Raw genomic sequence first — 25,812 nt, 5'->3', positions numbered from 1 at the left:
GCCTGGCGGCCGGCGTGGACCTGCATGCCGATATGACTACCACCAACCTTCTCGAATTCGATCTCGACGGACTGTGCGCCTACTGCGAACAGCTCGGGGAGAAGCGTTTCAGGGCGACGCAGCTGTTTCGCTGGATCCACCAGCGCGGTGCGAGCGACTTTGAACAAATGAGCGATCTCGCCAAGTCCCTGCGCGAGAAGCTCAAGGCGCGTGCCCACATCACGGCGCTGCCGGTCATCACCGAGCATGTGTCCCAGGACGGCACCGTCAAATGGCTGTTTGACGTGGGCGACGGCAATGCGGTCGAAGCGGTGTTCATTCCCGAGGATGACCGGGGCACGCTTTGCATTTCCTCGCAGGCTGGCTGTGCCGTGGGCTGCCGTTTCTGCTCGACGGGCCACCAGGGCTTCAGCCGCAACCTCACCACGGGCGAGATCCTGGCCCAGCTGTGGTTTGCCGAGCATGCGCTGCGCAAGCGCCTGGGCGTGAGCGAGCGCGTCATCTCCAACGTGGTGATGATGGGCATGGGCGAGCCGCTGCAGAACTACACGGCGCTGGTGCCGGCGCTGCGCGTCATGCTGGACGACCATGGCTACGGCATGTCGCGCCGGCGCGTGACGGTCTCGACCTCCGGCGTCGTGCCGATGATGGACCGCCTGGGCCTGGACTGCCCGGTGGCGCTGGCGGTGTCGCTGCATGCGCCCATCGACGCGCTGCGCGACGACCTGGTGCCGCTGAACCGCAAATACCCGATCGAGGAACTGATGCAGGCCTGCGAGCGCTACCTCGAGCACGCGCCGCGCGACTTCATCACCTTCGAATACTGCATGCTCGACGGCGTCAACGACCAGCCCGAGCATGCCGAGCAGCTGGTCAGGTTGGTGCGCAGCCATGGCGGCGGCCGGCCCTGGTGCAAGCTCAACCTGATTCCCTTCAATCCGTTTCCGGCCTCGGGCCTGCTGCGCTCGCCCAACAGCCAGGTGGCGGAATTCGCGCGCATCCTGACCCAGGCGGGCATCGTCACCACCGTGCGCAAGACGCGCGGCGACGACATCGATGCAGCCTGCGGCCAGCTGGCCGGCGATGTCAAGGACCGCACGCGCGCCGCCGAGCGCATGGCCAAGCGCCGCACCATCACCATCGCTCCCGCTCCCTGAGGAAAACACAAGGCTCATGGCATGAATCCTGGAAACATCGCACGGCTGCCCACTTCCTGTCGCCATTGGGGGCTTGCCGCCTGCCTGGGCCTGGTGCTGCTCACCGGCTGTGCGAGCGGGCCGCGCGATGCAGCCAGCGTCCAGGGCGACATCGTCACGCCGTCCGATGAAAGCGAAGTGCGCCGCCGCGCGCGCATCCGCATGGAGCTGGCGGCCAGCTATTTCCAGCTCGGCAAGACCGAGATCGCGCTCGACGAGATCAAGCAGTCTCTGGCCACCGATCCGAACTATGCCGAGGCGCAGCAGCTGCGCGGCCTGATCTACATGCAGCTGGGCGACCCGGCGCTGGCCGAGGAGGCCTTCCGCCGCGCGCTGGCGCTGGCGCCGCGCGACGCCAACATCATGCACAACTATGGCTGGCTGCTGTGCCAGCAAAAGCGCTTCGCGCAGGCCGATCAGCAGTTCGACGCGGCGCTGGCCGAGCCGCGCTACCAGGCGGCCGCCAAGACCTGGATGGCCAAGGGCCTGTGCCACGAGAGCGCGGGCCAGCACAAGCTGGCCGAGCAGGCGCTGTTCAAGGCTTCCGAAATGGATTCCGGCAACCCGGTCGTCACCTACAACCTGGCCAACGTGCTGTATGTTCAGGGGGAAGTGACGCGTGCGCGTTTCTATATCCGCCGCCTGAACAACAGCGAGCAGGCCAACGCCGAGTCGCTGTGGCTGGGCATCAAGATCGAGCGCTCCCTGCGCGACGAGCTGGCCATGCAGCAGCTGGCCGGCGCGCTGGGACGTCGCTATCCGGAATCGCGCGAGTGGTTGGCCTATCAACGGGGTGCATTCAATGAGTGAGAGAGAGTTGCCGGTGTCCGGTGTTTTGGAAACGCAGCAGGCGGGGGCGCCCGCGCAGGCCACGGCCGGACAGCAGTTGCGCCAGGCGCGCGAGGCCGCGGGGCTGCATGTGGCGGCGCTGGCCGGCGCGCTCAAGGTGCCGGTGCACAAGCTCGAGGCGCTCGAGGCCGACGATTACGCGGCTTTTTCCGACCACGTGTTCATGCGCGGCCTGGCGTCGAGCATCTGCCGCACGCTGGGGCTCGAAGCGCAACCGGTGCTGGACAAGCTGCCGCGCAGCGCGGCCAAGGGCTTCGACGCGCAGCGCACCTTCCTGAACGCGCCGATCAAGGAGCGCCAGAGCAGCGGCATGGCGGCCGGCAGCGGCGGCGTGTCGCGCAAGGCGATCGGCGCGGTCGTCGTGCTGCTGGCGGCAGCGGCTGCGGTCTATTTCCTGCCGGATGGCCTGTTCGATCGCGATGCTGCAGGCGAGGGCGCTCCGGGAGCCGCTGCTCCGGCCACCGTGAGCCAGCCGGTGCAGGCCGTGCCCGCGCCCGCGGCCGCTTTGCCCGCCGCTTCCGTTGCAGATGCACCCGCCGCCGCTGCGCTGCCGGTGGCCCCGGCTGATACGCCGGCGGCCGCAGCGCCGGCTGCCGCAGCGCCGGCTGCCGCGACCGCTCCCGCGGCAGCCGAGGCCTTGCCCGCGGCGGCCGAGACCCCGGCGCTGCCCGGGCAGGCGCCGCTGGTGTTCAACGCCACGGCAACGTCGTGGATCCAGGTCAGGGATGCGCGCGGCGCGGTGGTGCTGAGCAAGACGCTGAATGCCGGTGAATCGGCGCAGGTGTCGGCGCAGGTACCAATGCAGGTGGTGGTGGGCCGCGTCGATGCGACCACGCTGCAGGTGCGCGGCCAGGCTTTCGACCTGGCGGCCGCGGCCCAGGGCCGCAATGTCGCACGCTTCGAGGTGAAATAAGTGAACAACCCCCAACCCATTCCCATGTCCGCGCCCGCCGCGCGGCGCTCGCGCCAGGCGCGCGTCGTCTGGGGCGACCGCGTCGTCACCGTGGGCGGCGATGCGCCGGTGCGCATCCAGTCGATGACCAACACCGACACCGTCGAGGCGATCGAGACCGCGATCCAGGTGCGCGAGCTGGCCCAGGCCGGATCGGAGATGGTGCGCATCACGGTGAACACGCCCGAGGCCGCGGCGGCCGTGCCCTATATCCGCGAGCAGCTCGACCGCATGGGCGAGAACGTGCCGCTGGTCGGCGACTTCCACTACAACGGCCACCGGCTGCTGACCGAATACCCGGAATGCGCCAAGGCGCTGTCCAAGTACCGCATCAACCCCGGCAACGTCGGCAAGGGCGACAAGCGCGACAAGCAGTTCGGCCAGATGATCGAGGCCGCGGCGCGCTATGACAAGGCGGTGCGCATCGGCGTGAACTGGGGCAGCCTGGACCAGGAGCTGCTGGCCAGCCTGATGGACCAGAACAGCCGCCGCGCCCAGCCGTGGGACGCGCGCCAGGTGATGTACGAGGCGCTGATCACCTCGGCCATCGACTCCGCGCGCCTGGCCGAATCGATGGGCCTGGCCGGCAACCAGATCATCCTGTCGTGCAAGGTCAGCGGCGTGCAGGACCTGATCTCGGTCTACCGCGAGCTCGCGCGCCGCTGCGACTACGCGCTGCACCTGGGCCTGACCGAGGCCGGCATGGGCACCAAGGGCACCGTGGCGTCGACCGCTGCGCTGGCGGTGCTGCTGCAGGAAGGCATCGGCGACACCATCCGCGTATCGCTCACACCCCAGCCCGGCGAGGCGCGCACCCAGGAGGTGGTCGTGGCCGGCGAGATCCTGCAGTCGCTGGGCCTGCGCATGTTCGTGCCCAGCGTCACCGCCTGCCCGGGCTGTGGCCGCACCACCAGCACCACCTTCCAGGAACTGGCCAAGCGCATCGACGACCACCTGCGCTCGCAGATGCCGGTCTGGCGCCTGCGCTATCCGGGTGTCGAGGCGATGCGCGTGGCCGTCATGGGCTGCATCGTCAACGGCCCCGGCGAGAGCAAGCATGCCGACATCGGCATCAGCCTGCCGGGCAACGGCGAGGCGCCCGCGGCGCCGGTGTTCATCGACGGCGAGAAGGCCATGACGCTGCGCGGGGACCATATCGCCGAGGAATTCCACGCCATCGTCGACCAGTATGTGCAGCGCCGCTATGGCGCCGCGACGCAGTAGCCGCATCCGGCGCGCTGCCCGGGCCCGCGTGCCCGTCTTTTCATTTCTCCATTTTTTGCCGTGACCACTGAAACCAAAGCCTCTCCCAAGCCGGGAAAGATTGTTGCCGTCAAAGGCATGAACGATATCCTTCCACCCGATTCCGCCCGCTGGGAATGGCTGGAAGGCAAGGTGCGCAGCCTGATGCAGCGCTATGCCTACCGCAACATCCGCACGCCCATCGTCGAGCCGACCCCGCTGTTCGTGCGCGGCCTGGGCGAGGTGACCGATATCGTGGAAAAGGAGATGTACTCCTTCGAGGACCGGCTCAACGGCGAGCAGCTGACGCTGCGCCCCGAGGCCACGGCCGGCGTGGTGCGCGCGGTGGTGGAAAGCAACCTGCTGTACGACGGCGGCAAGCGCCTGTACTACATGGGCCCGATGTTCCGCCACGAGCGCCCGCAGCGCGGCCGCTACCGCCAGTTCCACCAGATCGGCGCGGAAGCGCTGGGCTTCCACGGCGCCGAGGTCGATGCCGAGCTGATCCTGCTGGCCGACGCGCTGTGGAAGGAACTGGGCCTGCAGCAGGTGCGCCTGGAGCTCAACAGCCTGGGCCAGCCCGAGGAGCGCAAGGCGCACCGCGCGGCGCTGATCGCCTACCTGGAGCAGCACCACGAGCTGCTGGACGAGGAAGCCAAGCGCCGCCTGCACAGCAACCCGCTGCGCATCCTCGACACCAAGAACCCGGCCATGCAGGCCATGGTCCAGGCCGCGCCGCGGCTGCTGGACTTCCTGGGCGAGGCCTCGCTCGCCCACCTGAACACCGTCACCGCGATCCTCGACGCCAACGGCGTCGCCTGGAGCATCAACCCGCGCCTGGTGCGCGGCATGGACTACTACAACCTGACGGTGTTCGAGTTCATCACCGACCAGCTGGGCTCGCAGGGCACGATCTGCGGCGGCGGCCGCTACGACTATCTGATCGAGCAGATCGGCGGCAAGGCCGCGCCGGCCGTGGGCTGGGCGCTGGGCGTCGAGCGCGTGCTCGAACTGGTCAAGGAGGCCGGCGTGGCCACGGCCGCGCCCGTGCCCGACGCCTACGCCGTGGTGCCCGATGCCGCGGCGCTGGCGCAGGTCAGCCGCGTGGTGCAGCAGCTGCGCGCAGCCGGCGTCAGCGTGCAGATGCACAGCCCTTCGGGCGCTGCAGGCGGCGCAGGCGAGGGCATGGGCAGCATGAAGTCGCAGTTCAAGAAAGCCGACGCCAGCGGCGCGCGCTTCGCGCTGGTCTTCGGCGCGGACGAACTGGCGCGCGGCGAGGTCACGGTGAAATCGCTGCGCGACGGCAGCGGCGCGCAGACCACGCAATCCCTTGGCGCGGTGGCGCAGTGGGCGACCCTTCTACAATCAACCGACTGAAAACACCCAGCACATCCATGGCCCAACATTTCGACCTCGAAGAACAAGAGCAACTTGACCAGCTCAAGCATTTCTGGAACAAATGGGGTACCCCGATCACGGGTGCCCTGGTTGTCGTGCTAGGCGGTTTTGCGGCCTGGAATGGCTACCAGTACTGGCAGGCACGCCAGTCCACGCAGGCGGCGGCGCTGGCGGATGCGGTGACGCAGGCCGTCGAGGGCCAGCAGCTCGACCGCATCGGCCAGGCGCTCGCGGACCTCAAGAGCAGCTACGCCGCCACGCAGCAGGCGGCGCAGGCGGGCCTGCTGGCCGCGAAGGCCTATGGCGACGCGGGCCAGTGGGATCAGTCCAAGGAGGCTTTGACCTGGGTCGCCGACAAGGGCAGCGATGAAGGCCTGAAGTCGCTCGCGCGCCTGCGCCTGGCGGCGGTGCTGATCGAGCAGAAGCAGCCCGATGCCGCCCTGCAGCAGCTGTCGGCCGGCTTCCCCGCGGAGTTCACCGCCGTGGCTGCCGACCGCCGCGGCGACGCGCTGGCGCTGCAGGACAAGAAGACCGAGGCCGTGGCGGAATACGAGAAGGCCTACAAGGCCTTCGACAGCCAGGTCGATTACCGCCGCCTGGTGGAATTCAAGCTCAACGCGCTGGGTGTGCAGGTGCAGGCCCAGCCCAGCCCAACGGAAGCCAAACTATGAACCGCAGCCTGCCCAAGCGCCTGGTGCGCAGCCTCTGTACCCTGGGTCTGATCGTCAGCCTTGGCGGCTGCGCGTTCTGGAATTCCAGCAAGGTGAAACCCGCGGATCTGGGCCCGAACGTGGTCCTGCTGCCGGTGCAAAAGAGCTGGACGGCCAAGATCGCGCCGCTGGGTCAGCTGCCGCTGGTGGTGGACGTGCATGGCGCGACGCTGGTGCTGGCCAGCCTCGACGGCAGCCTGCAGGCACTGGATGCCAATTCGGGCGCCTCGCTGTGGCAGGCGAAGGTCGGCCAGCCACTAACGGCGGGCGTGGGCGGCAACGGCCGCCTGCAGTCCGTGGTGACGCGCAGCAACGAGGTGGTGCTGCTGGAGCAGGGCCGCGAGGTCTGGCGCAAGCGCCTGCCCGCGGCCTCGTACACGCCGCCGCTGGTGGCCGGCGGCCGCGTGTTCGTGCTGACGGCCGACCGCGCGCTGACCGCCTTCGATGCAGAGGACGGACGCCAGCTCTGGGTCCAGCAGCGCACCGGCGAATCGCTGGTGCTGCGCCAGGCGGGCGTGCTCACGGCCGTGGGCGACACGCTGGTGGCGGGCCTGTCGGGCCGGCTCGTGGGCCTGAACCCCGACAACGGCGCGGTGCTGTGGGAGGCGCCGCTGGCCAGCCCGCGCGGCACCAACGACGTCGAGCGCCTGGTCGACCTGGTGGGCCCGATGCACCGCGACGGCAGCCAGCTGTGCGCGCGCACCTTCCAGGCCACGGTGGCCTGCGTCGATACGGCCAGCGCGCGCGCGCAATGGGCCCAGCCGGCGCGCGGCGCGCAGGGCATCGGCGGCGATGCCGAGCGCATCGTCGGCACCGAGGGGAATGGAACAGTGATCGCATGGCGGCGCGCCGATGGCAGCCGCCTGTGGTCCACGGATCGCCTGCAACTGCGCAAGCTCTCGGCACCCTTGCTGCTGGGACGCTCGGTGGTGGTGGGCGATGACGATGGTCTGGTGCATCTGTTGTCCAGAGAGGACGGTTCACCGCTGAACCGCCTGACAACCGATGACTCCGGGATTGCTGCAGCACCGGTGGTGGCTGCGGATACGCTGGTGGTCGTGACGCGCAATGGTGGCGTGTACGGCTTCCGGCCGGATTGATAGGTATTTGGGGATGAAGCCAGTTATTGCCCTAGTGGGGCGCCCGAATGTGGGCAAATCGACGCTGTTCAATCGGCTTACCAAGTCGAGGGATGCGATCGTCGCCGACTTTGCCGGGTTGACGCGGGACCGCCATTACGGCCAGGGCAAGCAGGGCAAGCACGAGTACATCGTGATCGACACCGGCGGCTTCGAACCCGATGCCTCCAGCGGCATCTTCAAGGAGATGGCCAAGCAGACGCAGCAGGCCGTGGCCGAAGCCGACGTGGTCGTGTTCGTCGTCGATGCGCGCGCCGGTGTGTCCGCCCAGGACCATGACATCGCGAAATACCTGCGCCGCCTGGGCAAGCCCTGCCTGCTGATCGCCAACAAGGCCGAGGGCATGCTCGAGGGCGCGCAGCTCACCGAGTTCTATGAGCTGGGCCTGGGCCAGGTGCACCCGGTGTCCGCGGCCCATGGCCAGGGCATGCGCGGCCTGGTCGAGCTCGCGCTCGAGCCGCTGAACCTGCCCGAGCCCGAGGAGGACTCCTTGGAGGACGGCGAGCTCGGGCCCATCAAGCTGGCCGTGGCCGGCCGGCCCAACGCCGGCAAGTCGACGCTGATCAACACCTGGCTGGGCGAGGAGCGCCTGGTGGCCTTCGACATGCCCGGCACGACGCGCGACGCGATCTCCGTGCCTTTCGAGCGCAACGGCCAGAAGTTCGAGCTGATCGACACCGCGGGCCTGCGCCGCAAGGGCAAGGTCTTCGAAGCCATCGAGAAGTTCTCGGTGGTCAAGACGCTGCAGGCCATCGAGTCGGCCAACGTCGTGCTGCTGCTGATCGACGCCACGCAGGGCGTGACCGAGCAGGATTCGCACATCGCCGGCTTCATCCTGGAAAGCGGCCGCGCCGTGGTGCTCGCGGTCAACAAGTGGGATGCGGTGGACGACTACCAGCGCGAGCTGCTGCAGCGCTCCATCGAGTCGCGCCTGTCCTTCCTGAAATTCGCCTCGCTGCACTTCATCTCGGCGCGCAAGCGCCAGGGGCTGGGGCCGCTGTGGGGCTCGATTGCCCAGGCGCACAAGGCTGCGACCTGCAAGATGTCGACCCCGGTGCTCACGCGCCTGCTGCTCGAGGCCGTGCAGTTCCAGGCGCCCAAGCGCGCCGGCATGTTCCGCCCCAAGATGCGCTATGCGCACCAGGGCGGCATGAACCCGCCGGTCATCGTCGTGCACGGCAATTCGCTCGAGCATGTCACGGATGCCTACAAGCGCTTCCTCGAAGGGCGGTTCCGCAAGGAGTTCAACCTGGTGGGCACGCCGCTGCGCATCGAGATGAAGACCTCGCACAATCCGTTCACGGACAAAGACAAGTAACAGGTCGAAAGCCTTGCAAATTCCCGGTGATGCGGGACGCGCAAGGCTCTGTGGTAAGGTGTCGGTTTACAACAACACTCCCCGAACACGGAGAATATCGTGAGCAACAAAGGCCAACTCCTTCAAGACCCGTTCCTCAACGCGCTGCGCCGCGAGCATGTGCCGGTGTCCATCTATCTGGTCAACGGCATCAAGCTGCAGGGCCAGATCGAGTCCTTCGACCAATATGTCGTGCTGCTGCGCAACACCGTCACGCAAATGGTGTACAAGCACGCGATTTCCACCATCGTTCCCGGCCGTGCCGTGAACTTCTCCACGGCTGAAACCGCCGCAGACAACGAAGCCGCCGGCGCCTGAGATTGCACCACCCAGTCTTTTTCCTGCTTTCAGGGAGTCGCGTGCTGAACGGAACATTCCATGGGCACCTCTGACACCCCCAACGGCTCCGCCACACCGGTCCTTCTGGTCGGTGTGGATTTCGGGCTGCCCCATTTCGATGCCGAGCTCGAGGAGCTCGGCCTGCTGGCCGAGACCGCGGGGCTCGATCCCGTGGCGCGCCTGGCCTGCAAACGCAAGGTACCCGACGCGGCGCTGTTCGTCGGCAGCGGCAAGGCCGACGAGATCCGCATGCTGGCGCAGATGCACGGCGCGCAGGAAGTCCTGTTCGACCAGGCGCTGAGCCCGGCGCAGCAGCGCAACCTCGAGCGCCACCTCGACATGCCGGTCACCGACCGGACCCTGCTGATTCTCGAGATCTTCGGCCAGCGCGCGCGCAGCCATGAAGGCAAGCTCCAGGTGGAGCTGGCGCGCCTGCAATACCTGGCCACGCGCCTGGTGCGGCGCTGGTCGCACCTGGAGCGCCAGCGCGGCGGCATCGGCGGGCGCGGCGGCCCGGGCGAAACGCAGATCGAGCTCGACCGCCGGATGATCGACAAGTCGATCAAGAGCACGCGCGAGCGGCTGGCCAAGGTCAAGAAGCAGCGCGCCACGCAGCGCCGCCAGCGCGAGCGCCGGGACGTGTTCAACGTCTCGCTGGTCGGCTACACCAACGCCGGCAAGTCGACGCTGTTCAACGCGCTGGTCAAGGCCGGCGCCTATGCCGCCGACCAGCTGTTCGCCACGCTCGACACCACGACGCGCCAGTTGTATCTGAGCGATGCGCGCCAATCCGTGTCCCTGTCGGACACCGTGGGTTTCATCCGCGACCTGCCGCACGGGCTGGTCGATGCGTTCCAGGCCACGCTGCAGGAGGCGGTGGATGCCGACCTGCTGCTGCACGTGGTCGATGCCTCGAACCCGGCGTACCCCGAGCAGATCGCCGAAGTGCAGAAGGTGCTGGCCGAAATCGGCGCCGATGGCATTCCGCAGCTGCTGGTCTTCAACAAGCTCGACGCGGTGCCCGCCGAGCAGCGGCCGGCGCAGCTGCAAGACAGCTACGAGTGGGACGGCCAGGCCGTGCCGCGGCTGTTCGTCAGCGCGCGCGCGGGCGAGGGCCTGCCGGCATTGCGCCAGCTGCTCACGGAGCACGTGCTGGCTGCGAAGGGGGCGGATAAGACCCCCGACACACCCGCTGATTTATGAGGCGCCAAGCCCTGTCTGGGCAAAATGCCGAAGGGATCCCTGTCTTTTTTTGAAAAACCGAGACTTTTCGCATGAATTTTTCACAACGCGCGCCCCGTTGGGCGCTGCTGCCCCAGCGCCTTCGGGGGATGTTCAATCTGAACGACCCCCGCTGGGGCAGAGGCGATGACAAGGACCCGAACGGCGCCCGGCCCGACGCCGACCGCCCGGTGCCGCCGCCGTCCAACGGACGCGACCGCCAGCCACAGGGCACGCCGCCCGATCTGGACGAGCTCTGGGGCGACCTCAACCGCAAGCTGTCCGGCCTGTTCCGCGGCAAGAACGGCGGCAACGGCCTGCCGCCCGGCGGGCGCAATGGCGGTGGCTTCCAGCCCGACATGAAGAACGCCGGCGCGGGCATCGGCCTGATCGTCGGCGTGGCGCTGGCGATCTGGCTGGCCACCGGCTTCTTCATCGTGCAGGAAGGCCAGCAGGCCGTCATCACCCAGTTCGGCAAGTACCGCAGCACGGTGGGCGCGGGCTTCAACTGGCGCCTGCCCTATCCGATCCAGCGCCACGAGACGGTGGTCGTGTCGCAGATCCGCTCGGCCGACGTGGGCCGCGACAACGTCATCAAGAGCACGGGCCTGCGCGAGTCGGCCATGCTCACGCGCGACGAGAACATCGTCGAGATCAAGTTCGCCGTGCAATACCGCCTGAGCGATGCGCGCGCCTGGCTGTTCGAGAGCCGCAATCCGGCCGATGCCGTGGTGCAGGCGGCCGAGACCGCGGTGCGCGAAGTGGTCGGCAAGATGTCCATGGACGCAGCGATGCAGGACGAACGCGACCAGATCGCGCCGCGCGTGCGCGCGCTGATGCAGACCATCCTCGACCGCTACAGGGTCGGCGTCGAAGTCGTGGGCATCAACCTGCAGCAAAGCGGCGTGCGTCCGCCCGAACAGGTGCAGGCATCTTTCGACGACGTGCTGCGCGCCGGCCAGGAGCGCGAGCGCGCCAAGAACGAGGCCCAGGCCTATGCCAACGACGTGGTGCCGCGCGCCACCGGTGTCGCCTCGCGCATGCTGGAGGAAGCCGCGGGCTACAAGGAACGCATCGTCGCCCAGGCCCAGGGTGACGCCCAGCGCTTCAGCGCGCTGCAGGCCGAATACCAGAAGGCGCCCCAGGTCACGCGCGAGCGCCTGTACCTGGAGAGCATGCAGCAGATCTACGGCAACGTGACCAAGGTGCTGGTCGATTCGCGCCAGGGCTCGAACCTGCTGTACCTGCCGCTGGACAAGATCATGCAGGCCACCGGCCAGGGCGCGGCGCCCGCCGATGCCGCCGCCGGCGCAGCCGCCACCCCCGCCCCGGGCGCGGCCCCCGTGCCTGCCCCCATGTCGAATGAAGTCCGTGCGCGCGACAACAGCCGTTCGCGCGAACGCGATGCCCGCTAGGAGATTCTTGTGAACAGAGTCGGATTTATTGTCACCAGCCTGCTGGTCGTGCTGGCCCTGCTGAGCTCGATGCTGTTTGTCGTCGACCAGCGCCAGTTCGGCGTGGTCTACGCGCTGGGCCAGATCAAGAGCGTGATCACCGAGCCGGGCCTGCATGTCAAGATGCCGCCGCCGTTCCAAAACGTGCGCTATCTCGACAAGCGCCTGCTGACGCTCGACAGCAACGATACCGAGCCCATGCTGACGGCCGAGAAGCAGCGCGTGGTCATCGACTGGTACGTGCGCTGGCGCATCTCGGAGCCTTCGGAGTACATCCGCAACGTGGGCCTCGACGAAGCCGCGGGCACGATGCAGCTCAACCGCGTGGTGCGCAACGCCTTCCAGGAGGAGATCAACAAGCGCACCGTGAAGGATCTGCTGGCCGACAAGCGCGAGGCGCTGATGGCCGACGTCAAGCGCGAGGTGCTCGAGGCCGTGCGCGGCGCCCGTCCCTGGGGCATGGACGTGGTCGACGTACGCATCACGCGCGTCGACTATGCGGAATCGATCACCGAATCGGTCTACCGCCGCATGGAAGCCGAGCGCAAGCGCGTGGCCAACGAGCTGCGCTCGACCGGCGCGGCCGAGGGCGAGAAGATCCGCGCCGACGCCGACCGCCAGCGCGAGGTCACGGTGGCCAACGCCTATCGCGATGCGCAGAAAGTGAAGGGCGAGGGCGATGCCGAAGCCGCGCGCATCTACGCCGAGGCCTTTGGCCGCGACCCGCAGTTCGCGCAGTTCTACCGCAGCCTCGAGGCCTATAAGGCCAGCTTCAACAAGAAGAGCGACGTGCTGGTGCTGGATCCGTCGTCGACGGAGTTCTTCAAGGCCATGCGCGGCAGCACGGCCGGGGCCGGCGCGGCAGCCGCCCGGTAAGACCGCGGCCGCAGACGCATCGCAAAGGGGCTTCGGCCCCTTTTCTCATTCAGTCTGCCAGCAAAAGTCCGTTCCCAATGCAAGCAAAAACTGGAACCATGCATAAGCCATGGGGCCATGCCGCAGTGGGAGGGCGCCGCGATCCCGTAGAATCGCGTTTTTAACAGCCTCCCCTTTTTTCCATGTCTGCTTGGGTCCTGCCGGATCACATCGCCGATGTATTGCCTTCCGAGGCACGGCACATCGAGGAATTGCGCCGGGGTTTGCTCGATACGGCGCGCCGCTATGGGTATGAGCTGGTCATGCCTCCCCTTCTGGAGCATCTGGAGTCCCTGCTGACGGGCACCGGCGAAGCCCTGGACCTGCAGACGTTCAAGCTGGTCGACCAGCTCTCGGGGCGTTCGCTGGGCCTGCGCGCCGACACCACCCAGCAGGTGGCCCGCATCGACGCCCACCTGCTCAACCGCCGCGGCGTCACGCGCCTGTGCTACTGCGGCCCGGTGCTCCACACGCGTCCCGACCGTCCGCGCGCCACGCGCGAGCCGCTGCAGTTCGGCGCCGAGATCTACGGCCATGCCGGGCTCGAGGCCGACCTCGAGGCGCTGCTGCTGGCGCTGGCCTGCCTGCGCAGCGCCGAGGTCAGCGACGTCAGCGTCGACATGGCCGACGTGCGCGTGGTGCGCAGCCTGCTGGCCGGCGTGGCGCTGGAGGCTCCGGTGCTGCATGCGGTGCACGCGGCGCTGGCGAGCAAGGATGCCAGCGAGCTGGCGCGCCTCACGCGCGACTTCCCCGCGGCTTCGCGCGAGGGCCTGAAGGCGTTGCTGCAGCTCTACGGCGACGTGCAGGTGCTGGACGAAGCCGGGAAGGCGCTGGCCGGCGTGCCCGGTGTGTCCGAGGTGCTGGCCCATCTGAAATGGCTGGCGGCGCGCCTGGACGGCGTCAATGTGACCTTCGACCTGGCCGACCTGCGCGGCTACGGCTACTACAGCGGCACGCGCTTTGCCATGTATGTACCGGGCGCCAGCGACGCGCTGGTGCGCGGCGGACGCTACGACGAGGTCGGCGCGGTGTTCGGCCGCAACCGTCCCGCCGCCGGCTTCAGCCTGGACATCAAGCAACTGGTCGGCGTCGTGCCCGCGCGCGCCCTCAAGGCCGCGATCCGCGCGCCCTGGGGCGATGCGCAGGACGTGAGCGCGGCCATCGCCGCCTTGCGCCAGCAGGGCGAGACCGTGGTCTGCGTCCTGCCGGGCCATGAGAGCGAAGTGGACGAATTTCACTGCGACCGAGAACTGGTGCAAGTTGCCGGGCAATGGGTCGTGCAAGCCGTTTCCGGCATTTGACAATTCATCGGATTTGAATATGAAAGCAAGCAAAGGTCGCAATGTGGTCGTGGTCGGCACCCAGTGGGGTGACGAAGGCAAGGGCAAGCTGGTGGACTGGCTCACCGAAACCGCCCAGGGCGTGGTGCGCTTCCAGGGCGGCCACAATGCCGGGCACACTCTGGTCATCAACGGCGTGAAGACCGCGCTGCATCTGATCCCCAGCGGCATCATGCGCGCCGGCGTCAAGTGCTACATCGGCAACGGCGTGGTGCTGTCGGCCGCCAAGCTGTTCGAGGAAATCGAAGGCCTGGAAAAAGCCGGTGTCGAGGTGCGCAACCGTCTGCGCGTGAGCGAGGCCTGCCCGCTGATCCTGCCGTTCCACGCGGCGCTGGACGTGGCGCGCGAAGCCGCGCGCGAGCAGGGCGGCACCGAGAAGATCGGCACCACCGGCCGCGGCATCGGCCCCGCCTACGAAGACAAGATCGCGCGCCGTGCGCTGCGCGTGCAGGACCTGAAGTATCCCGAGCGCTTCGCCACCAAGCTGCGCGAGCTGCTGGCGCTGCACAACCACATCCTGGTGCATGTGCTGGGCTCGAAGAACTTCACCTTCGGCGACGCGCTCAAGCCCTACATCGCCGACGGCGAAGTGCAGTTCGACGCGGTGTACGAGGAAGCCATGCGCCACGCCGAGCTGCTCAAGCCGATGATGGCCGACGTCTCGCGCGAGCTCAACGAGGCCCACCAGGCCGGTGGCAACCTGCTGTTCGAAGGCGCCCAGGGCACGCTGCTGGACGTGGACCACGGCACCTATCCCTATGTGACCTCGAGCAACTGCGTGGCCGGCAATGCGGCCGCCGGCTCGGGCGTGGGCCCCAGCCTGCTGCACTACGTGCTGGGCATCACCAAGGCCTACTGCACGCGCGTCGGCGGTGGCCCGTTCCCCACCGAACTCGACTGGGAAAAGGAAGGCACGCCCGGCTGGCACATGAGCACCGTGGGCGCCGAGAAGGGCGTGACGACGGGCCGCAGCCGCCGCTGCGGCTGGTTCGACGCGGCGCTGCTCAAGCGCTCGGCCCAGGTCAACGGCCTGTCCGGCCTGTGCATCACCAAGCTCGACGTGCTCGATGGCCTGGAAGAGCTCAAGCTCTGCGTGGGCTACGAACTCGATGGCGAGACCATCGACCTGCTGCCCATGGGCGCGGACGACATCGCGCGCTGCAAGCCGATCTACGAAACCATCCCCGGCTGGACCGACTCCACCGTGGGCGTGACCGACTACGACGCGCTGCCGGCCTCGGCCCGCCGCTATCTGGACCGTATTGCCGAAGTCACGGGCGTGCCGATCGCCATGGTCTCGACCAGTCCCGACCGCGATCACACGATCCTCATGCACAACCCCTACAGCGCGGCCTGACCGCTCTTTGCCACCAACATCCAAGGAACGCCCCATGTTGACCGAAGACGGTAACCACCTGTACGTAAGCTATGACGAATACCACGGCCTGATCGAGAAGCTCGCGCTGAAGATCCACCAGTCGGGCTGGGAATTCGACACCATCCTGTGCCTGGCACGCGGTGGCCTGCGCCCGGGTGACATCCTGAGCCGCATTTTCGACAAGCCGCTGGCCATCATGTCCACCAGCTCCTACCGCGCCGAAGCCGGCACGGTGCAGGGCCATCTGGACCTCGCACGCTTCATCACGACTCCCAAGGGCGAGATCGCCGGCCGCGTGCTGCTGGTCGACGACCTGGCCGACTCCGGCCATACGCTCAACGCCGTGGTGGGCATGCTCAAGAGCAACTACCCGCCGATCACCGAGCTGCGCAGCGCCGTGATCTGGACCAAGGGCCTGTCGTCCTTCAAGGCCGACTACTCGGTGGAGTTCCTGCCGACCAATCCCTGGATCCACCAGCCGTTCGAGAGCTACGACAATCTCACGCCGCAGAAGCTGCTGGAAAAGTGGAAAGTCTGAACCTGCGCTGACCCCCCATCAAAGACCGCTTCGGCGGTCTTTTCCATGGGAGATGCAGTGTTGGTTTTAAATGACATCCGGTGACCGGTACTGGTGCGTCCGTGCACGGTTTTGGACCCGGCGATACACTGCATCCACTCTAGAAAGCGGTGGTTTGTGAAGCGCAATTCTTTCGAGCAGCGACGCGCTGCGCTGGCATTCATTGGACTGGCGGGACTGGCCGCCAAGAGCGTTCTTGCGGCTGCACCAGCGGCCCCGGCGGCGGCCAAGACCGTGCCTGCGCCCCAGCCCCAGGCGGCTGCCGCCAAGGCGCCCCCAGCCAAGTTGCCCCCCATCTTCGTGCTCAATTCCCTGGATGCCTCGGTCAGCGTGATCGACCCCGAGCGCTGGGTCGAGACCACGCGCATACCGACCGGCAAGGAGCCGCACCACCTGTATCTCACGCCCGACGAGAAGTCGCTGATCGTGGCCAATGCGCTGGGCGACTCGCTGACGTTCCTCGACCCGCGCACGGCCCAGGTGCAGCGCGTGGTGCGCGACATCTCCGACCCCTACCACCTGCGCTTCAGCCCGGACATGAAGTGGCTGGTCACGGCCGCCAACCGGCTGAACCACATCGATTTCTACCGCTGGGACGGCCAGCAGCCGACACTTGCCAAGCGCGTGGTCACGGCCAAGACGCCCAGCCATCTGTGGATCGACGCGCGCAGCGCCACGCTGTACTCGACCATGCAGGACAGCGACGAGCTGGTGGCCATCGACATGGCAACGCAGGTCATCACGGCGCGCGTGCGCACCGGCGCAATGCCGGCCGACATCTATGGCAGCCCCGACGGGCGCCGCCTGTATGTGGGCCTGACGGGCAGCGACAGCGTCGAGGTGTTCGACATCTCCGCCGGCCCGCCGCGCAACCTGGCGCTGATCAAGACCGGCAAGGGCGCGCACGCCTTCCGCGCCGCGGGCGACAAACGCCATCTCTATGTCAGCAACCGCGTGGCCAACACCATCGGCAAGATCGACATGCAGACCCAGCAGCTGGTCGATACCTATCCCGCGCCGGGCGGACCGGACTGCATGGACGTGTCGGCCGACGGCCGCTACATCTACGTGAGCTCGCGCTGGGCGCGCAAGCTGTCGGTGATCGACACGGTCGAGAAGAAGGTCGTGCGCCAGGTCAACGTCGGCAAGTCGCCGCACGGCGTGTGGACGCTGGCGCACGCGCCGCGCTGAACCATGCTGCGCCGCACCGCGCTGCTGACCGCCTGCCTGCTGGGCATCAGCGGGCTGTCGCCGAACGCCTGGGCCCAGGACGCCTGCAAGCCGCTCTATCTGACCTTCGACACCGGCCACATGGGCGTGGCGCCGCTGGTGGCCCAAGTGCTGGCCCGCCAGCAGGTGCGCGTGACCTTCTTCGGCGCCAACGAGAAGACCCAGGAGGGCGACGGCAGCCTGGGCGAGCACTGGGCGCCGTGGTGGCGCGCGCGCGCCGCCGAAGGCCATGCGTTTGCCTCGCACACCTGGTCGCATGCCTACTGGCGCGCCGACCTGGGCACGCCCGCCGCACCGGCCTTCCGCGTCAAGCCATCGGCGGGCCCGCGCGCAGGGCAGACCTATACGCTCGATGCCAAGGGCTATTGCGCCGAAATAGCACAGGCCGCCGACCGGCTGCAGCAGATCACCGGCAAGAAACCGCTGCCGCTGTTCCGTGCGCCCGGCGGCAAGACCTCGCCGGCGCTGCTGGCCGCGGCGAAGTCCTGCGGCTGGGCGCATGTGGGCTGGTCGCCCGCGGGTTTCCTGGGCGACGAACTGCCCAGTGAGCGATATAGCAACAAGGCCTTGCTGGACCAGGCGCTGCAGCGCATCCGCAGCGGTGATATCTTGCTGGCCCATCTGGGGATCTGGTCGCGCAAGGATGCCTGGGCACCGGCGGTGCTCGAGCCGCTGCTGGTCGGCCTCAAGCAGCAGGGCTTTTGCTTTCGCACGCTGGACACGCACCCCGATTACAGGAATTGGATAGAAAAGCCTCGTTAAGTGGAGCAGGGCATGCAGGCATTGGTCGATTGGTTCAACGCGGCGCAGCAGCAGCTGTTCGAGGGCGTGGTGCAGCCGCTGCTGTTCTGGCTGGGCATGGCGCATCTGCTGGAAGATGGCTACGCGGCCACGGGCTGGCTGCTGGTGGGCCTGATCCAGCTGGCCGTGATGGTGCTGCTGATCGCGCCGCTGCAGCGCCTGTGGCCGGTCGAGGCCGTGACCGACCGCCGCGCGGTGCGCGTCGATGTGCTCTACACGCTGGTGCATCGGCTGGGACTGTTCCGCATCGCACTGTTCTTCTCCATCGATCCGCTGTGGGACCATCTGTTCGGCACGCTGCGCGTGTGGGGCCTGCCCACCTACCATCTCGACGATCTCTGGCCGGGCGTGACGGACCAGGCGTGGGTCAGCTTCCTGCTGTACCTGGCGGTCTTCGACCTGCTGGACTACTGGATCCACCGCGGCCAGCACCATTTCGGCTGGTGGTGGAAGCTGCATGCGCTGCACCACTCGCAGCGCCAGATGACGATGTGGAGCGACAACCGCAACCACCTGCTCGACGACCTGTTGCGCGACAGCATCATCGTGCTGGTGGCGCAGCTCATCGGCCTGGCGCCGGGCCAGTTCGTGGCCATCGTCGCCATCACCCAGCTCAGCGAGAGCCTGCACCATGCCAACCTGCGGCTTTGGTTCGGGCGCATCGGCGAGCGCCTGTGGGTCAGCCCGCGCTTCCACCGCCGCCATCACACCATCGGCATCGGCCACGAGGCGCGCGGCACGACGCGCCGCAAGCGCGGCGGCAACAACTTCGGCGTGCTGCTGCCCTGGTGGGACATCCTGTTCGGCACGGCCAATTTCGAGCGGCGCTATGACCCTACCGGTGTCCGGGATCAGGTCGAGCCCGACGCCCAGGGGCGCCTGCGCGACTACGGCCAGGGTTTCTGGGCCCAGCAATGGCGTGGAGTTCTCCGATTGATGAACCGTGCATGAACCCGGTATGCTAGGGGCATGCGACTGCTTATCGACTCCTTCTGGCGTGCAGCAGCTTATTGCCTGCACAAACGGGTGATCCTCTGGTCCCTCGTTCCCCTGCTGTTCATGGCGCTGCTTTCGGCCGTGCTGGGTTACTTCTTCTGGGGGCCCGCGGTGCAGTGGGTGCAGGGGCTGCTGGAAGGGGCGAACTGGCTGCAGGCCGTCTGGGGCTGGCTGCAGGCGCGCGGCCTGGGCTTCGGCTCGGCGGCCATCGCGCCGGTGCTGGTGGTGCTGGTGGGCATGCCGATCATCGTGGTGCTGTCGCTGCTGCTGGTGGCGCTGTGCATGGCGCCGGCGCTGGTGGGGCTGGTGGGCGAAAGGCGCTTTCCCGGCCTCGAGCGCAAGCGCGGCGGCTCGGTGCTGGCCAGCCTGGCCTGGTCGCTGGGCTCCACGCTGGTGGCGCTGATCGCGCTGGTCGTGTCCATACCGCTGTGGTTCGTGCCGCCGCTGGTGCTGATCATCCCGCCGCTGATCTGGGGTTGGCTGACCTACCGGGTCATGGCTTTCGATGCGCTGTCCGAGCATGCCAGCAAGCGCGAGCGCCAGGTCATCTTCCTGCGCCACCGCTACAGCCTGATGGCCATGGGCCTGGTCTGCGGCTACCTGGGCGCGGCCCCGGCCATCGTCTGGGCTTCGGGCCTGCTGTTCCTGGCGGCCTTCTGGGTGCTGATCCCGCTGGCCATCTGGATCTACGCGCTGGTGTTCGCGTTCTCCTCGCTGTGGTTCGCGCATTTCTGCCTGGCGGCGCTGGAGGCACTGCGCGCCGGCCCGCAGCCGGCCGATGCCGCGGAAGTCGTGCCGCCGCTGGCGCCGCAGCCCGATGCGGCGGGCGCGCCGTCCCTTTCCTCTCCCCACAAGTGAACATCCATGGATTTGCAGTTTGGCGCCATCATCATTGGCGATGAGATTCTTTCGGGCAAACGCGCGGACAAGCACCTGTCCAAACTGATAGAGCTGCTGGCGGCACGCGGCCTGTCGCTGTCCTTTGCCGAATACATCGGCGACGACCGTCCGCGGTTGACGGCGGCGCTGGCGCGCGCCTTCGACAGTGCCAGCGTGGTGTTTTCCTTCGGCGGCATCGGCGCCACGCCCGACGACCACACGCGCCAGTGCGCCGCCCAGGCGCTGGGCGTGCCGCTGGCGCTGCATCCGCAGGCCGTGGCGCTGATCGAGGAGCGCATGCGCGATGTCGCGGCGGAAAAAGGCGAGCTGTTCGAGCCGGCCCGCCCCGACAACGTGCACCGCCTGCAGATGGGCAACTTTCCGCAGGGAGCCAGCATCATCCCCAACCCCTACAACAAGATCCCGGGCTTTTCCTGCGCCGGCCGCCAGGGCGGGGCGGTGCATTTCGTGCCGGGCTTTCCGGTCATGGCCTGGCCGATGGTGGAAAGCGTGCTCGACCGGCAATACGCACCGCTGTTCCATGGCCCTGCGCGCCGCGAGCGATCGGTGCTGGTGTTCGGCATCGGAGAGGCTACACTCACGCCGCTGATGCAGCAGCTCGAGACCGTGGGTGCGGGCATCCGGGTCTTCAGCCTGCCCAGCGTGGACCATGCGGTGCATGGTGCCCATATCGAACTGGGGATCAAGGGGCCGGTGGACGCAGTGGATGCGACCTGGCCTGCACTGATTGGGGGATTGCACTCTATTGGTGCAACATGGAGCACCGAAGTGGTGCGAGATCTATAGGATTTTTCAGCCTCCAGGGCCTGCACCTCTTTGGTGAATGCCATGGATGCTCCGGTACGGTGCTTTGCTCCGAGCAGGGTGGGGCGCCACGGTAGGGGCAGGCAGATGCAGGCCAAGCTGGCACGCAAACTGCTTGAAGTACCACAACATTTTTTGAACAAGCCGTTTTTGCAGGAGACCCTGATGGCTAAGACCGTTGCAGATGTGATGAAGATGGTGAAGGAGAACGAGGTCAAGTTCGTTGACCTGCGTTTCACCGATACCCGTGGCAAGGAACAGCACGTCACCGTGCCCGTGTCGCATTTCGATGAAGACAAGTTCACTTCGGGCCACGCATTCGACGGCTCCTCGGTGGCAGGCTGGAAGGGCATCGAAGCCTCGGACATGCAGCTCATGCCCGATCCCAATACCGCGAACATCGACCCGTTCTTCGAAGAAACCACGCTGTTCCTGCAGTGCGACGTGATCGAGCCCAGCGACGGCAAGGCCTATGACCGCGACCCGCGCTCCATCGCCAAGCGCGCCGAAGCCTACCTGAAGGCATCGGGCCTGGGCGACACCGCCTACTTCGGACCCGAACCCGAATTCTTCATCTTCGACGGCGTGCGCTGGTCCAACGAACCCGGCAACGTGAGCTACGAGATCGAAGAGTACGAAGCGCCCTGGAACACCGGCACCAAGTTCGACTCCGGCAACCGCGGCCACCGTCCCACCACCAAGGGCGGCTACTTCCCCGTGCCCCCCGTCGACAGCACGCAGGACATGCGCGCCGAGATGTCGCTGATCCTCGAATCGCTGGGCATTCCGGTCGAAGTGTTCCACCACGAAGTGGCGGGCGCCGGCCAGAACGAGATCGGCACGCGCTTCTCGACGCTGGTCGAGCGCGCCGACTGGACGCAGCAGCTGAAGTACGTGGTCTGGAACGTGGCCAACACCTACGGCAAGACCGCGACCTTCATGCCCAAGCCCTACGCCGGCGACAACGGCTCGGGCATGCACGTGCACCAGTCGATCTGGAAGGACGGCAAGAACCTGTTTGCCGGCGACGGCTATGCCGGCCTGTCCGACTTCGCGCTGTACTACATCGGCGGCATCATCAAGCACGCCCGTGCGCTGAACGCCATCACCAACCCCGGCACCAACAGCTACAAGCGCCTGGTGCCCGGCTTCGAAGCTCCCGTGAAGCTGGCCTACTCGGCCAAGAACCGCTCGGCTTCGATCCGCATTCCCTATGTGTCGAACCCGAAGGGCCGCCGCATCGAAGCGCGCTTCCCCGATCCACTGGCCAACCCCTACCTGTGCTTCTCGGCACTGATGATGGCCGGCCTGGACGGCGTGGAAAACAAGATCCATCCCGGCGAAGCCGCGACCAAGGATCTCTACCATCTGCCCCCGGAAGAAGACAAGCTGGTGCCCACCGTGTGCCACAGCCTCGACCAGGCCCTCGAAGCCCTGGACGCGGACCGCGGGTTCCTGACCAAGGGCGGCGTGTTCTCGGACTCCATGCTCGATGCCTACATCGAGCTGAAGATGACCGAAGTGACGCGCTTCCGCCAAGCCGTGCACCCCGTCGAGTACGACATGTACTACTCGCTGTGACAGCACGCCGGCCTGCAAGGGCTGGCGTCTCGGAAAAGCGGCGCAAGCCGCTTTTTTTTGGTCTGCAGGGTGTAGGTTTGCGCGTACAGCCCCCGGGTGAATTCATCCGTTTTTGACCGGTTCGGGCGATACTGGAGGCCAGAGCGCCAGGCGGATCGCAGGCGCCGCAGAACGAGGGAATGTCATGAAGAAGCTGCTGGTACTCCTGTTGTTGCCGCTCGTCGCCCCGCTGGCCTGGTCGCAAAGCACCATCTACCGCTGCGGCAATGAATACACCAACAATGCCAACCGGGCCAAGGAGCTGGGCTGCAAGGCGGTCGATGGCGGACATGTCACGGTGATCCATGGCGGACCGCGTCCGGCAGCCGCGGCGGCGAGCCCGGCAGTCGCCGCGCGCAGCCCGGCGCCCGCACCGCGCGCCGACAGCAGCGCGCAGCGCGCGCGCGATTCCGATGCGCGCGCCATCCTCAACGGCGAGCTGGCCAGGTCGCAGGAGCGCATGGCGCAGCTGGAGCTGGAATACAACAACGGCTACCCCGAGCGCACGGCGCTGGAGCTGCGCAATCCGCAGGCCCATATCGACCGCACCGCCAGCCTCAAGGCGCAGATCGCCCGCTACCAGAGCGACATCGCCGGCCTGCGCCGCGAGATCGCGCGCCTGCCCGGCGCCGCGCCCGAGGCGCCGGCGGGCGCTCCCGCGGTGGTCCCCGTCAACTGAAGCGATACATGCCCCTTACTGTCGAGAACCGGCGCGCCGAGAGCGCCTACCATGTGTTTGATTCGCTGTGCACGCTCACTGCCGTGCTGCAGCTCGATGGCTCGGTGCTGTTCGCCAACGCGGCGCTGGAGAATGCGCTCGGGCTGTCGCGTCGCATGCTCGAGGGCTGCGACTTCGCCGAGCATTTCGCCGATCCGTCGCTGCTGCACAAGGCCATGGACGGCGCGCGCGTGCAGGACTACGCGGCGCTGCGCTTCGAGGCCAGCCTGCGGCGCCAGGCCAAGGAAGCGATTCCCATGCAGGTCATCGTGTCCATTGCCGAAGGCTCGGGCCACGTGCTGCTGGAGATGTCGCCGCTCGAGCAGCAGGTGCGCCAGGACCGCGAGGAGCGGCTACTGGAGCAGACGCAGGCGCACAAGGAGCTGATCCGCAACCTGGCGCACGAGATCAAGAACCCGCTGGGTGGCATCCGCGGCGCGGCGCAGCTGCTGGAGATGGACCTCGACAACCCCGAGATGCGCGAATACACCCAGGTGATCGTGCACGAGGCGGACCGGCTGCAGAGCCTGGTCGACCGGCTGCTGGCGCCGCACCGCCACCCGCACCTGGTGGGCGACGTCAACATCCACGAAGTCTGCGAGCGCGTGCGCTCGCTGGTGCTGGTCGAGTACCCGCAGGGCCTGAGCGTCAGGCGCGACTACGACACCTCCATCCCAGAGTTCCGCGGCGACCGCGCGCAGCTGATCCAGGCGGTGCTCAACATCGTGCAGAACGCGGCGCAGGCGCTTGCCGGGCGCATCGCGCGGGGCGATGCCTGCATCACCTTGCGCACCCGCGTGGCGCGCCAGGTGACTTTCGGCAAGCAACGCTACCGCCTGGCATTGGAATTGCATGTGATCGACAACGGACCGGGCGTGCCAGAGACCATCAGGGACAGGATTTTCTATCCCCTGGTGTCTGGGCGGGATGGCGGATCGGGTCTGGGGCTGACATTGGCCCAGACCTTTGTGCAGCGGCACGATGGCTTGATCGAATGCGACAGCCAGCCGGGCTGCACCGACTTCCGCATTCTCATCCCCTTGCCCTGAGGTCCCTCACAAACCATTGCGCAAGGAAGCAGTAAAAGTATGAAGCCGATCTGGATAGTAGATGACGACCCCTCGATCCGCTTCGTCCTGGAGAAGGCGCTGGCGCGGGAAAACCTGCCCACGCGCAGCTTCACCAACCCGCGCGAGGTACTCGACGCGCTGGCCGACGTGGACCCCGGCGATGCCACGCGCCAGCCGCCGCAGGTGCTGGTCAGCGACATCCGCATGCCCGGCGGCTCGGGGCTGCAGCTGCTTGAACAGGTGCGCGCGCAGCAGCCGGGGCTGCCCGTGATCATCATGACCGCCTACTCCGACCTGGACAGCGCCGTTTCGGCCTTCCAGCGCGGCGCCTTCGAGTACCTGGCCAAGCCCTTCGACCTGCCCAAGGCGGTGGAGCTGATCCGCCGCGCGGTGGAGGAAAGCCAGCGCGAGGAAATCATCGAGGACCAGGCGCCGCTCAACGCCGAGATGCTCGGCCAGGCGCCCGCCATGCAGGACGTGTTCCGCGCCATCGGCCGGCTGAGCCAGAGCCAGGTCACGGTGCTGATCACCGGCGAATCGGGGTCGGGCAAGGAACTGGTGGCGCGCGCGCTGCACAAGCATTCGCCGGTCGCGGGCGGGCCTTTCGTGGCCATCAACACTGCCGCCATCCCGAAGGACCTGCTGGAGAGCGAGCTGTTCGGCCACGAGCGCGGCGCGTTCACCGGCGCGCAGACCCAGCGCCGCGGGCGCTTCGAGCAGGCCGATGGCGGCACGCTGTTTCTCGACGAAATCGGCGACATGCCCTTCGACCTGCAGACGCGGCTGCTGCGCGTGCTCTCCGACGGGCATTTCTACCGCGTCGGCGGCCATGCCCCCGTGAAGGCGCAGGTGCGCGTCATTGCCGCCACCCACCAGGACCTGGAGCAGCGCGTGCGCGAAGGCGGTTTCCGCGAGGATCTGTTCCACCGGCTGAACGTGATCCGGCTGCGCCTGCCGGCGCTGCGCGAGCGCCGCGAGGACGTGCGCATGCTGGCGCGCCATTTCCTGCAGCAAAGCGCGCGCCAACTGGGCGTCGAGCCCAAGCGCATTGCCGAGTCGGCGCTGCAGCGGCTCGAGGCATTCTCCTTCCCGGGCAATGTGCGGCAGCTGGAAAACATCTGCCACTGGCTCACGGTGATGGCGCCGGCGCAGCAGATCTCGGTCAAGGACCTTCCGCCCGAAGTGCTGCAGGCGCCTGCCATTGCCACCGCGGCGCCTCAGGCGGTGGGGGAGCCGGGCAGCTTTGCGCCCGAGCGCGAAGACGCGCCGGCCGACAGCTTCGTGCCGCGCGCGGGCCCTGGCCTGCCGGCAGCGCCGCAAGGCGCCGACGCCGAGCCGCCTGCGGCCGCGGCGGCGCTGCCCACCTGGGAGCCGCTGCTCAATGTGCAGGCGCGCCAGCTGCTGGAGAACGGCCAGGCCGATGTGTGGGACGTGTTGACCCGGCGCTTCGAGTCGCATCTGATCCGCACCGCGCTGCAGGTGACGCACGGCCGGCGCATGGAAGCCGCGCAGCGCCTGGGCATTGGCCGCAACACCATCACGCGCAAGATCCAGGAGCTGGGGCTGGAGGCCGGCGAGGAGCATTGAAGGGCAGGCGGGGCCGCGG

Annotated in this window: 24 protein-coding genes; all 24 read left to right on the top strand. The window is 67.5% G+C overall.

The features are described from left to right. Nucleotides 1-32 precede the first annotated feature (32 nt). Complete coding sequence (gene rlmN, locus M9799_RS03380; RefSeq protein ID WP_231044164.1) at nt 33-1,157, top strand: dual-specificity RNA methyltransferase RlmN; 1,125 nt, start codon at nt 33-35, stop codon at nt 1,155-1,157. A gap of 21 nt (nt 1,158-1,178) precedes the next feature. Beyond that, entirely contained in the window at nt 1,179-2,006 is an 828-nt protein-coding gene (gene pilW, locus M9799_RS03375) for a type IV pilus biogenesis/stability protein PilW (protein WP_231044165.1), read from the top strand. Between the two features lie 13 nt (nt 2,007-2,019). Next, the gene (locus M9799_RS03370) at nt 2,020-2,958 is read left to right on the top strand and encodes a helix-turn-helix domain-containing protein (protein ID WP_231044166.1); all 939 of its coding nucleotides are present in this window, start codon (nt 2,020-2,022) and stop codon (nt 2,956-2,958) included. A gap of 24 nt (nt 2,959-2,982) precedes the next feature. Beyond that, nucleotides 2,983-4,221, top strand: coding sequence for a flavodoxin-dependent (E)-4-hydroxy-3-methylbut-2-enyl-diphosphate synthase (gene ispG / locus M9799_RS03365; protein WP_231044167.1), 1,239 nt, complete (start codon nt 2,983-2,985; stop codon nt 4,219-4,221). Nucleotides 4,222-4,338: 117 nt separating this feature from the next. After that, a complete protein-coding gene (gene hisS, locus M9799_RS03360; RefSeq protein WP_231044168.1) occupies nt 4,339-5,616 on the top strand; it encodes a histidine--tRNA ligase in 1,278 nt (425 codons plus the stop codon). 17 nt (nt 5,617-5,633) lie between these two features. Next, complete coding sequence (locus M9799_RS03355) at nt 5,634-6,308, top strand: YfgM family protein (protein ID WP_231044169.1); 675 nt, start codon at nt 5,634-5,636, stop codon at nt 6,306-6,308. After that, on the top strand, nt 6,305-7,447 hold the full coding sequence (bamB, locus tag M9799_RS03350) for an outer membrane protein assembly factor BamB (RefSeq protein ID WP_231044170.1): 1,143 nt from the start codon (nt 6,305-6,307) through the stop codon (nt 7,445-7,447). Before M9799_RS03355 ends, bamB begins: the two co-directional genes overlap by 4 nt. 13 nt (nt 7,448-7,460) lie before the next feature. Further along, the gene (der, locus tag M9799_RS03345; protein WP_231044171.1) at nt 7,461-8,804 is read left to right on the top strand and encodes a ribosome biogenesis GTPase Der; all 1,344 of its coding nucleotides are present in this window, start codon (nt 7,461-7,463) and stop codon (nt 8,802-8,804) included. Nucleotides 8,805-8,903: 99 nt separating this feature from the next. Further along, nucleotides 8,904-9,161 (top strand): RNA chaperone Hfq, encoded by a 258-nt coding sequence (hfq, locus tag M9799_RS03340; protein WP_231044172.1) that lies wholly within the window; start codon nt 8,904-8,906, stop codon nt 9,159-9,161. A gap of 60 nt (nt 9,162-9,221) precedes the next feature. Further along, entirely contained in the window at nt 9,222-10,385 is a 1,164-nt protein-coding gene (hflX, locus tag M9799_RS03335; protein WP_231044173.1) for a GTPase HflX, read from the top strand. Nucleotides 10,386-10,456: 71 nt separating this feature from the next. After that, nucleotides 10,457-11,818, top strand: coding sequence for an FtsH protease activity modulator HflK (hflK, locus tag M9799_RS03330; protein WP_231044174.1), 1,362 nt, complete (start codon nt 10,457-10,459; stop codon nt 11,816-11,818). A 9-nt stretch (nt 11,819-11,827) separates the two neighbouring features. Then, nucleotides 11,828-12,733, top strand: coding sequence for a protease modulator HflC (gene hflC, locus M9799_RS03325; protein WP_231044175.1), 906 nt, complete (start codon nt 11,828-11,830; stop codon nt 12,731-12,733). Nucleotides 12,734-12,915: 182 nt separating this feature from the next. Beyond that, the gene (locus tag M9799_RS03320) at nt 12,916-14,073 is read left to right on the top strand and encodes an ATP phosphoribosyltransferase regulatory subunit (RefSeq protein WP_231044176.1); all 1,158 of its coding nucleotides are present in this window, start codon (nt 12,916-12,918) and stop codon (nt 14,071-14,073) included. Nucleotides 14,074-14,092: 19 nt separating this feature from the next. Continuing rightward, nucleotides 14,093-15,469 (top strand): adenylosuccinate synthase, encoded by a 1,377-nt coding sequence (locus M9799_RS03315; RefSeq protein WP_231044177.1) that lies wholly within the window; start codon nt 14,093-14,095, stop codon nt 15,467-15,469. Nucleotides 15,470-15,503: 34 nt separating this feature from the next. Beyond that, nucleotides 15,504-16,028 carry a phosphoribosyltransferase gene (locus M9799_RS03310; RefSeq protein WP_231044178.1) on the top strand — a complete coding sequence of 175 codons (525 nt, stop codon included), beginning with the start codon at nt 15,504-15,506 and terminating at the stop codon, nt 16,026-16,028. Between the two features lie 273 nt (nt 16,029-16,301). Then, nucleotides 16,302-17,258, top strand: coding sequence for a YncE family protein (locus M9799_RS03305; RefSeq protein WP_231044232.1), 957 nt, complete (start codon nt 16,302-16,304; stop codon nt 17,256-17,258). Nucleotides 17,259-17,261: 3 nt separating this feature from the next. Continuing rightward, nucleotides 17,262-18,059 carry a polysaccharide deacetylase family protein gene (locus M9799_RS03300; RefSeq protein WP_231044179.1) on the top strand — a complete coding sequence of 266 codons (798 nt, stop codon included), beginning with the start codon at nt 17,262-17,264 and terminating at the stop codon, nt 18,057-18,059. Between the two features lie 12 nt (nt 18,060-18,071). Next, nucleotides 18,072-19,049, top strand: coding sequence for a sterol desaturase family protein (locus tag M9799_RS03295; RefSeq protein ID WP_231044180.1), 978 nt, complete (start codon nt 18,072-18,074; stop codon nt 19,047-19,049). Nucleotides 19,050-19,067: 18 nt separating this feature from the next. After that, complete coding sequence (locus M9799_RS03290) at nt 19,068-19,952, top strand: EI24 domain-containing protein (protein ID WP_231044181.1); 885 nt, start codon at nt 19,068-19,070, stop codon at nt 19,950-19,952. 6 nt (nt 19,953-19,958) lie between these two features. Further along, nucleotides 19,959-20,780: a competence/damage-inducible protein A gene (locus M9799_RS03285; RefSeq protein WP_231044182.1), complete on the top strand. Its 822-nt coding sequence runs from the start codon at nt 19,959-19,961 to the stop codon at nt 20,778-20,780. 183 nt (nt 20,781-20,963) lie between these two features. Then, nucleotides 20,964-22,379, top strand: coding sequence for a type I glutamate--ammonia ligase (gene glnA / locus M9799_RS03280; RefSeq protein ID WP_231044183.1), 1,416 nt, complete (start codon nt 20,964-20,966; stop codon nt 22,377-22,379). A 184-nt stretch (nt 22,380-22,563) separates the two neighbouring features. Further along, nucleotides 22,564-23,097: a hypothetical protein gene (locus M9799_RS03275; protein ID WP_231044184.1), complete on the top strand. Its 534-nt coding sequence runs from the start codon at nt 22,564-22,566 to the stop codon at nt 23,095-23,097. Between the two features lie 8 nt (nt 23,098-23,105). After that, nucleotides 23,106-24,185, top strand: coding sequence for a nitrogen regulation protein NR(II) (gene glnL, locus M9799_RS03270; RefSeq protein ID WP_231044185.1), 1,080 nt, complete (start codon nt 23,106-23,108; stop codon nt 24,183-24,185). 39 nt (nt 24,186-24,224) lie between these two features. Beyond that, complete coding sequence (ntrC, locus tag M9799_RS03265; protein WP_231044186.1) at nt 24,225-25,793, top strand: nitrogen regulation protein NR(I); 1,569 nt, start codon at nt 24,225-24,227, stop codon at nt 25,791-25,793. Nucleotides 25,794-25,812 lie beyond the last annotated feature (19 nt).

The sequence above is a fragment of the Comamonas endophytica genome (assembly GCF_023634805.2).
Lineage (GTDB): Bacteria > Pseudomonadota > Gammaproteobacteria > Burkholderiales > Burkholderiaceae_C > Comamonas > Comamonas endophytica.
Note: the sequence above shows the minus strand (reverse complement) of the source record. Positions and strands in the feature narration are given on the sequence as shown.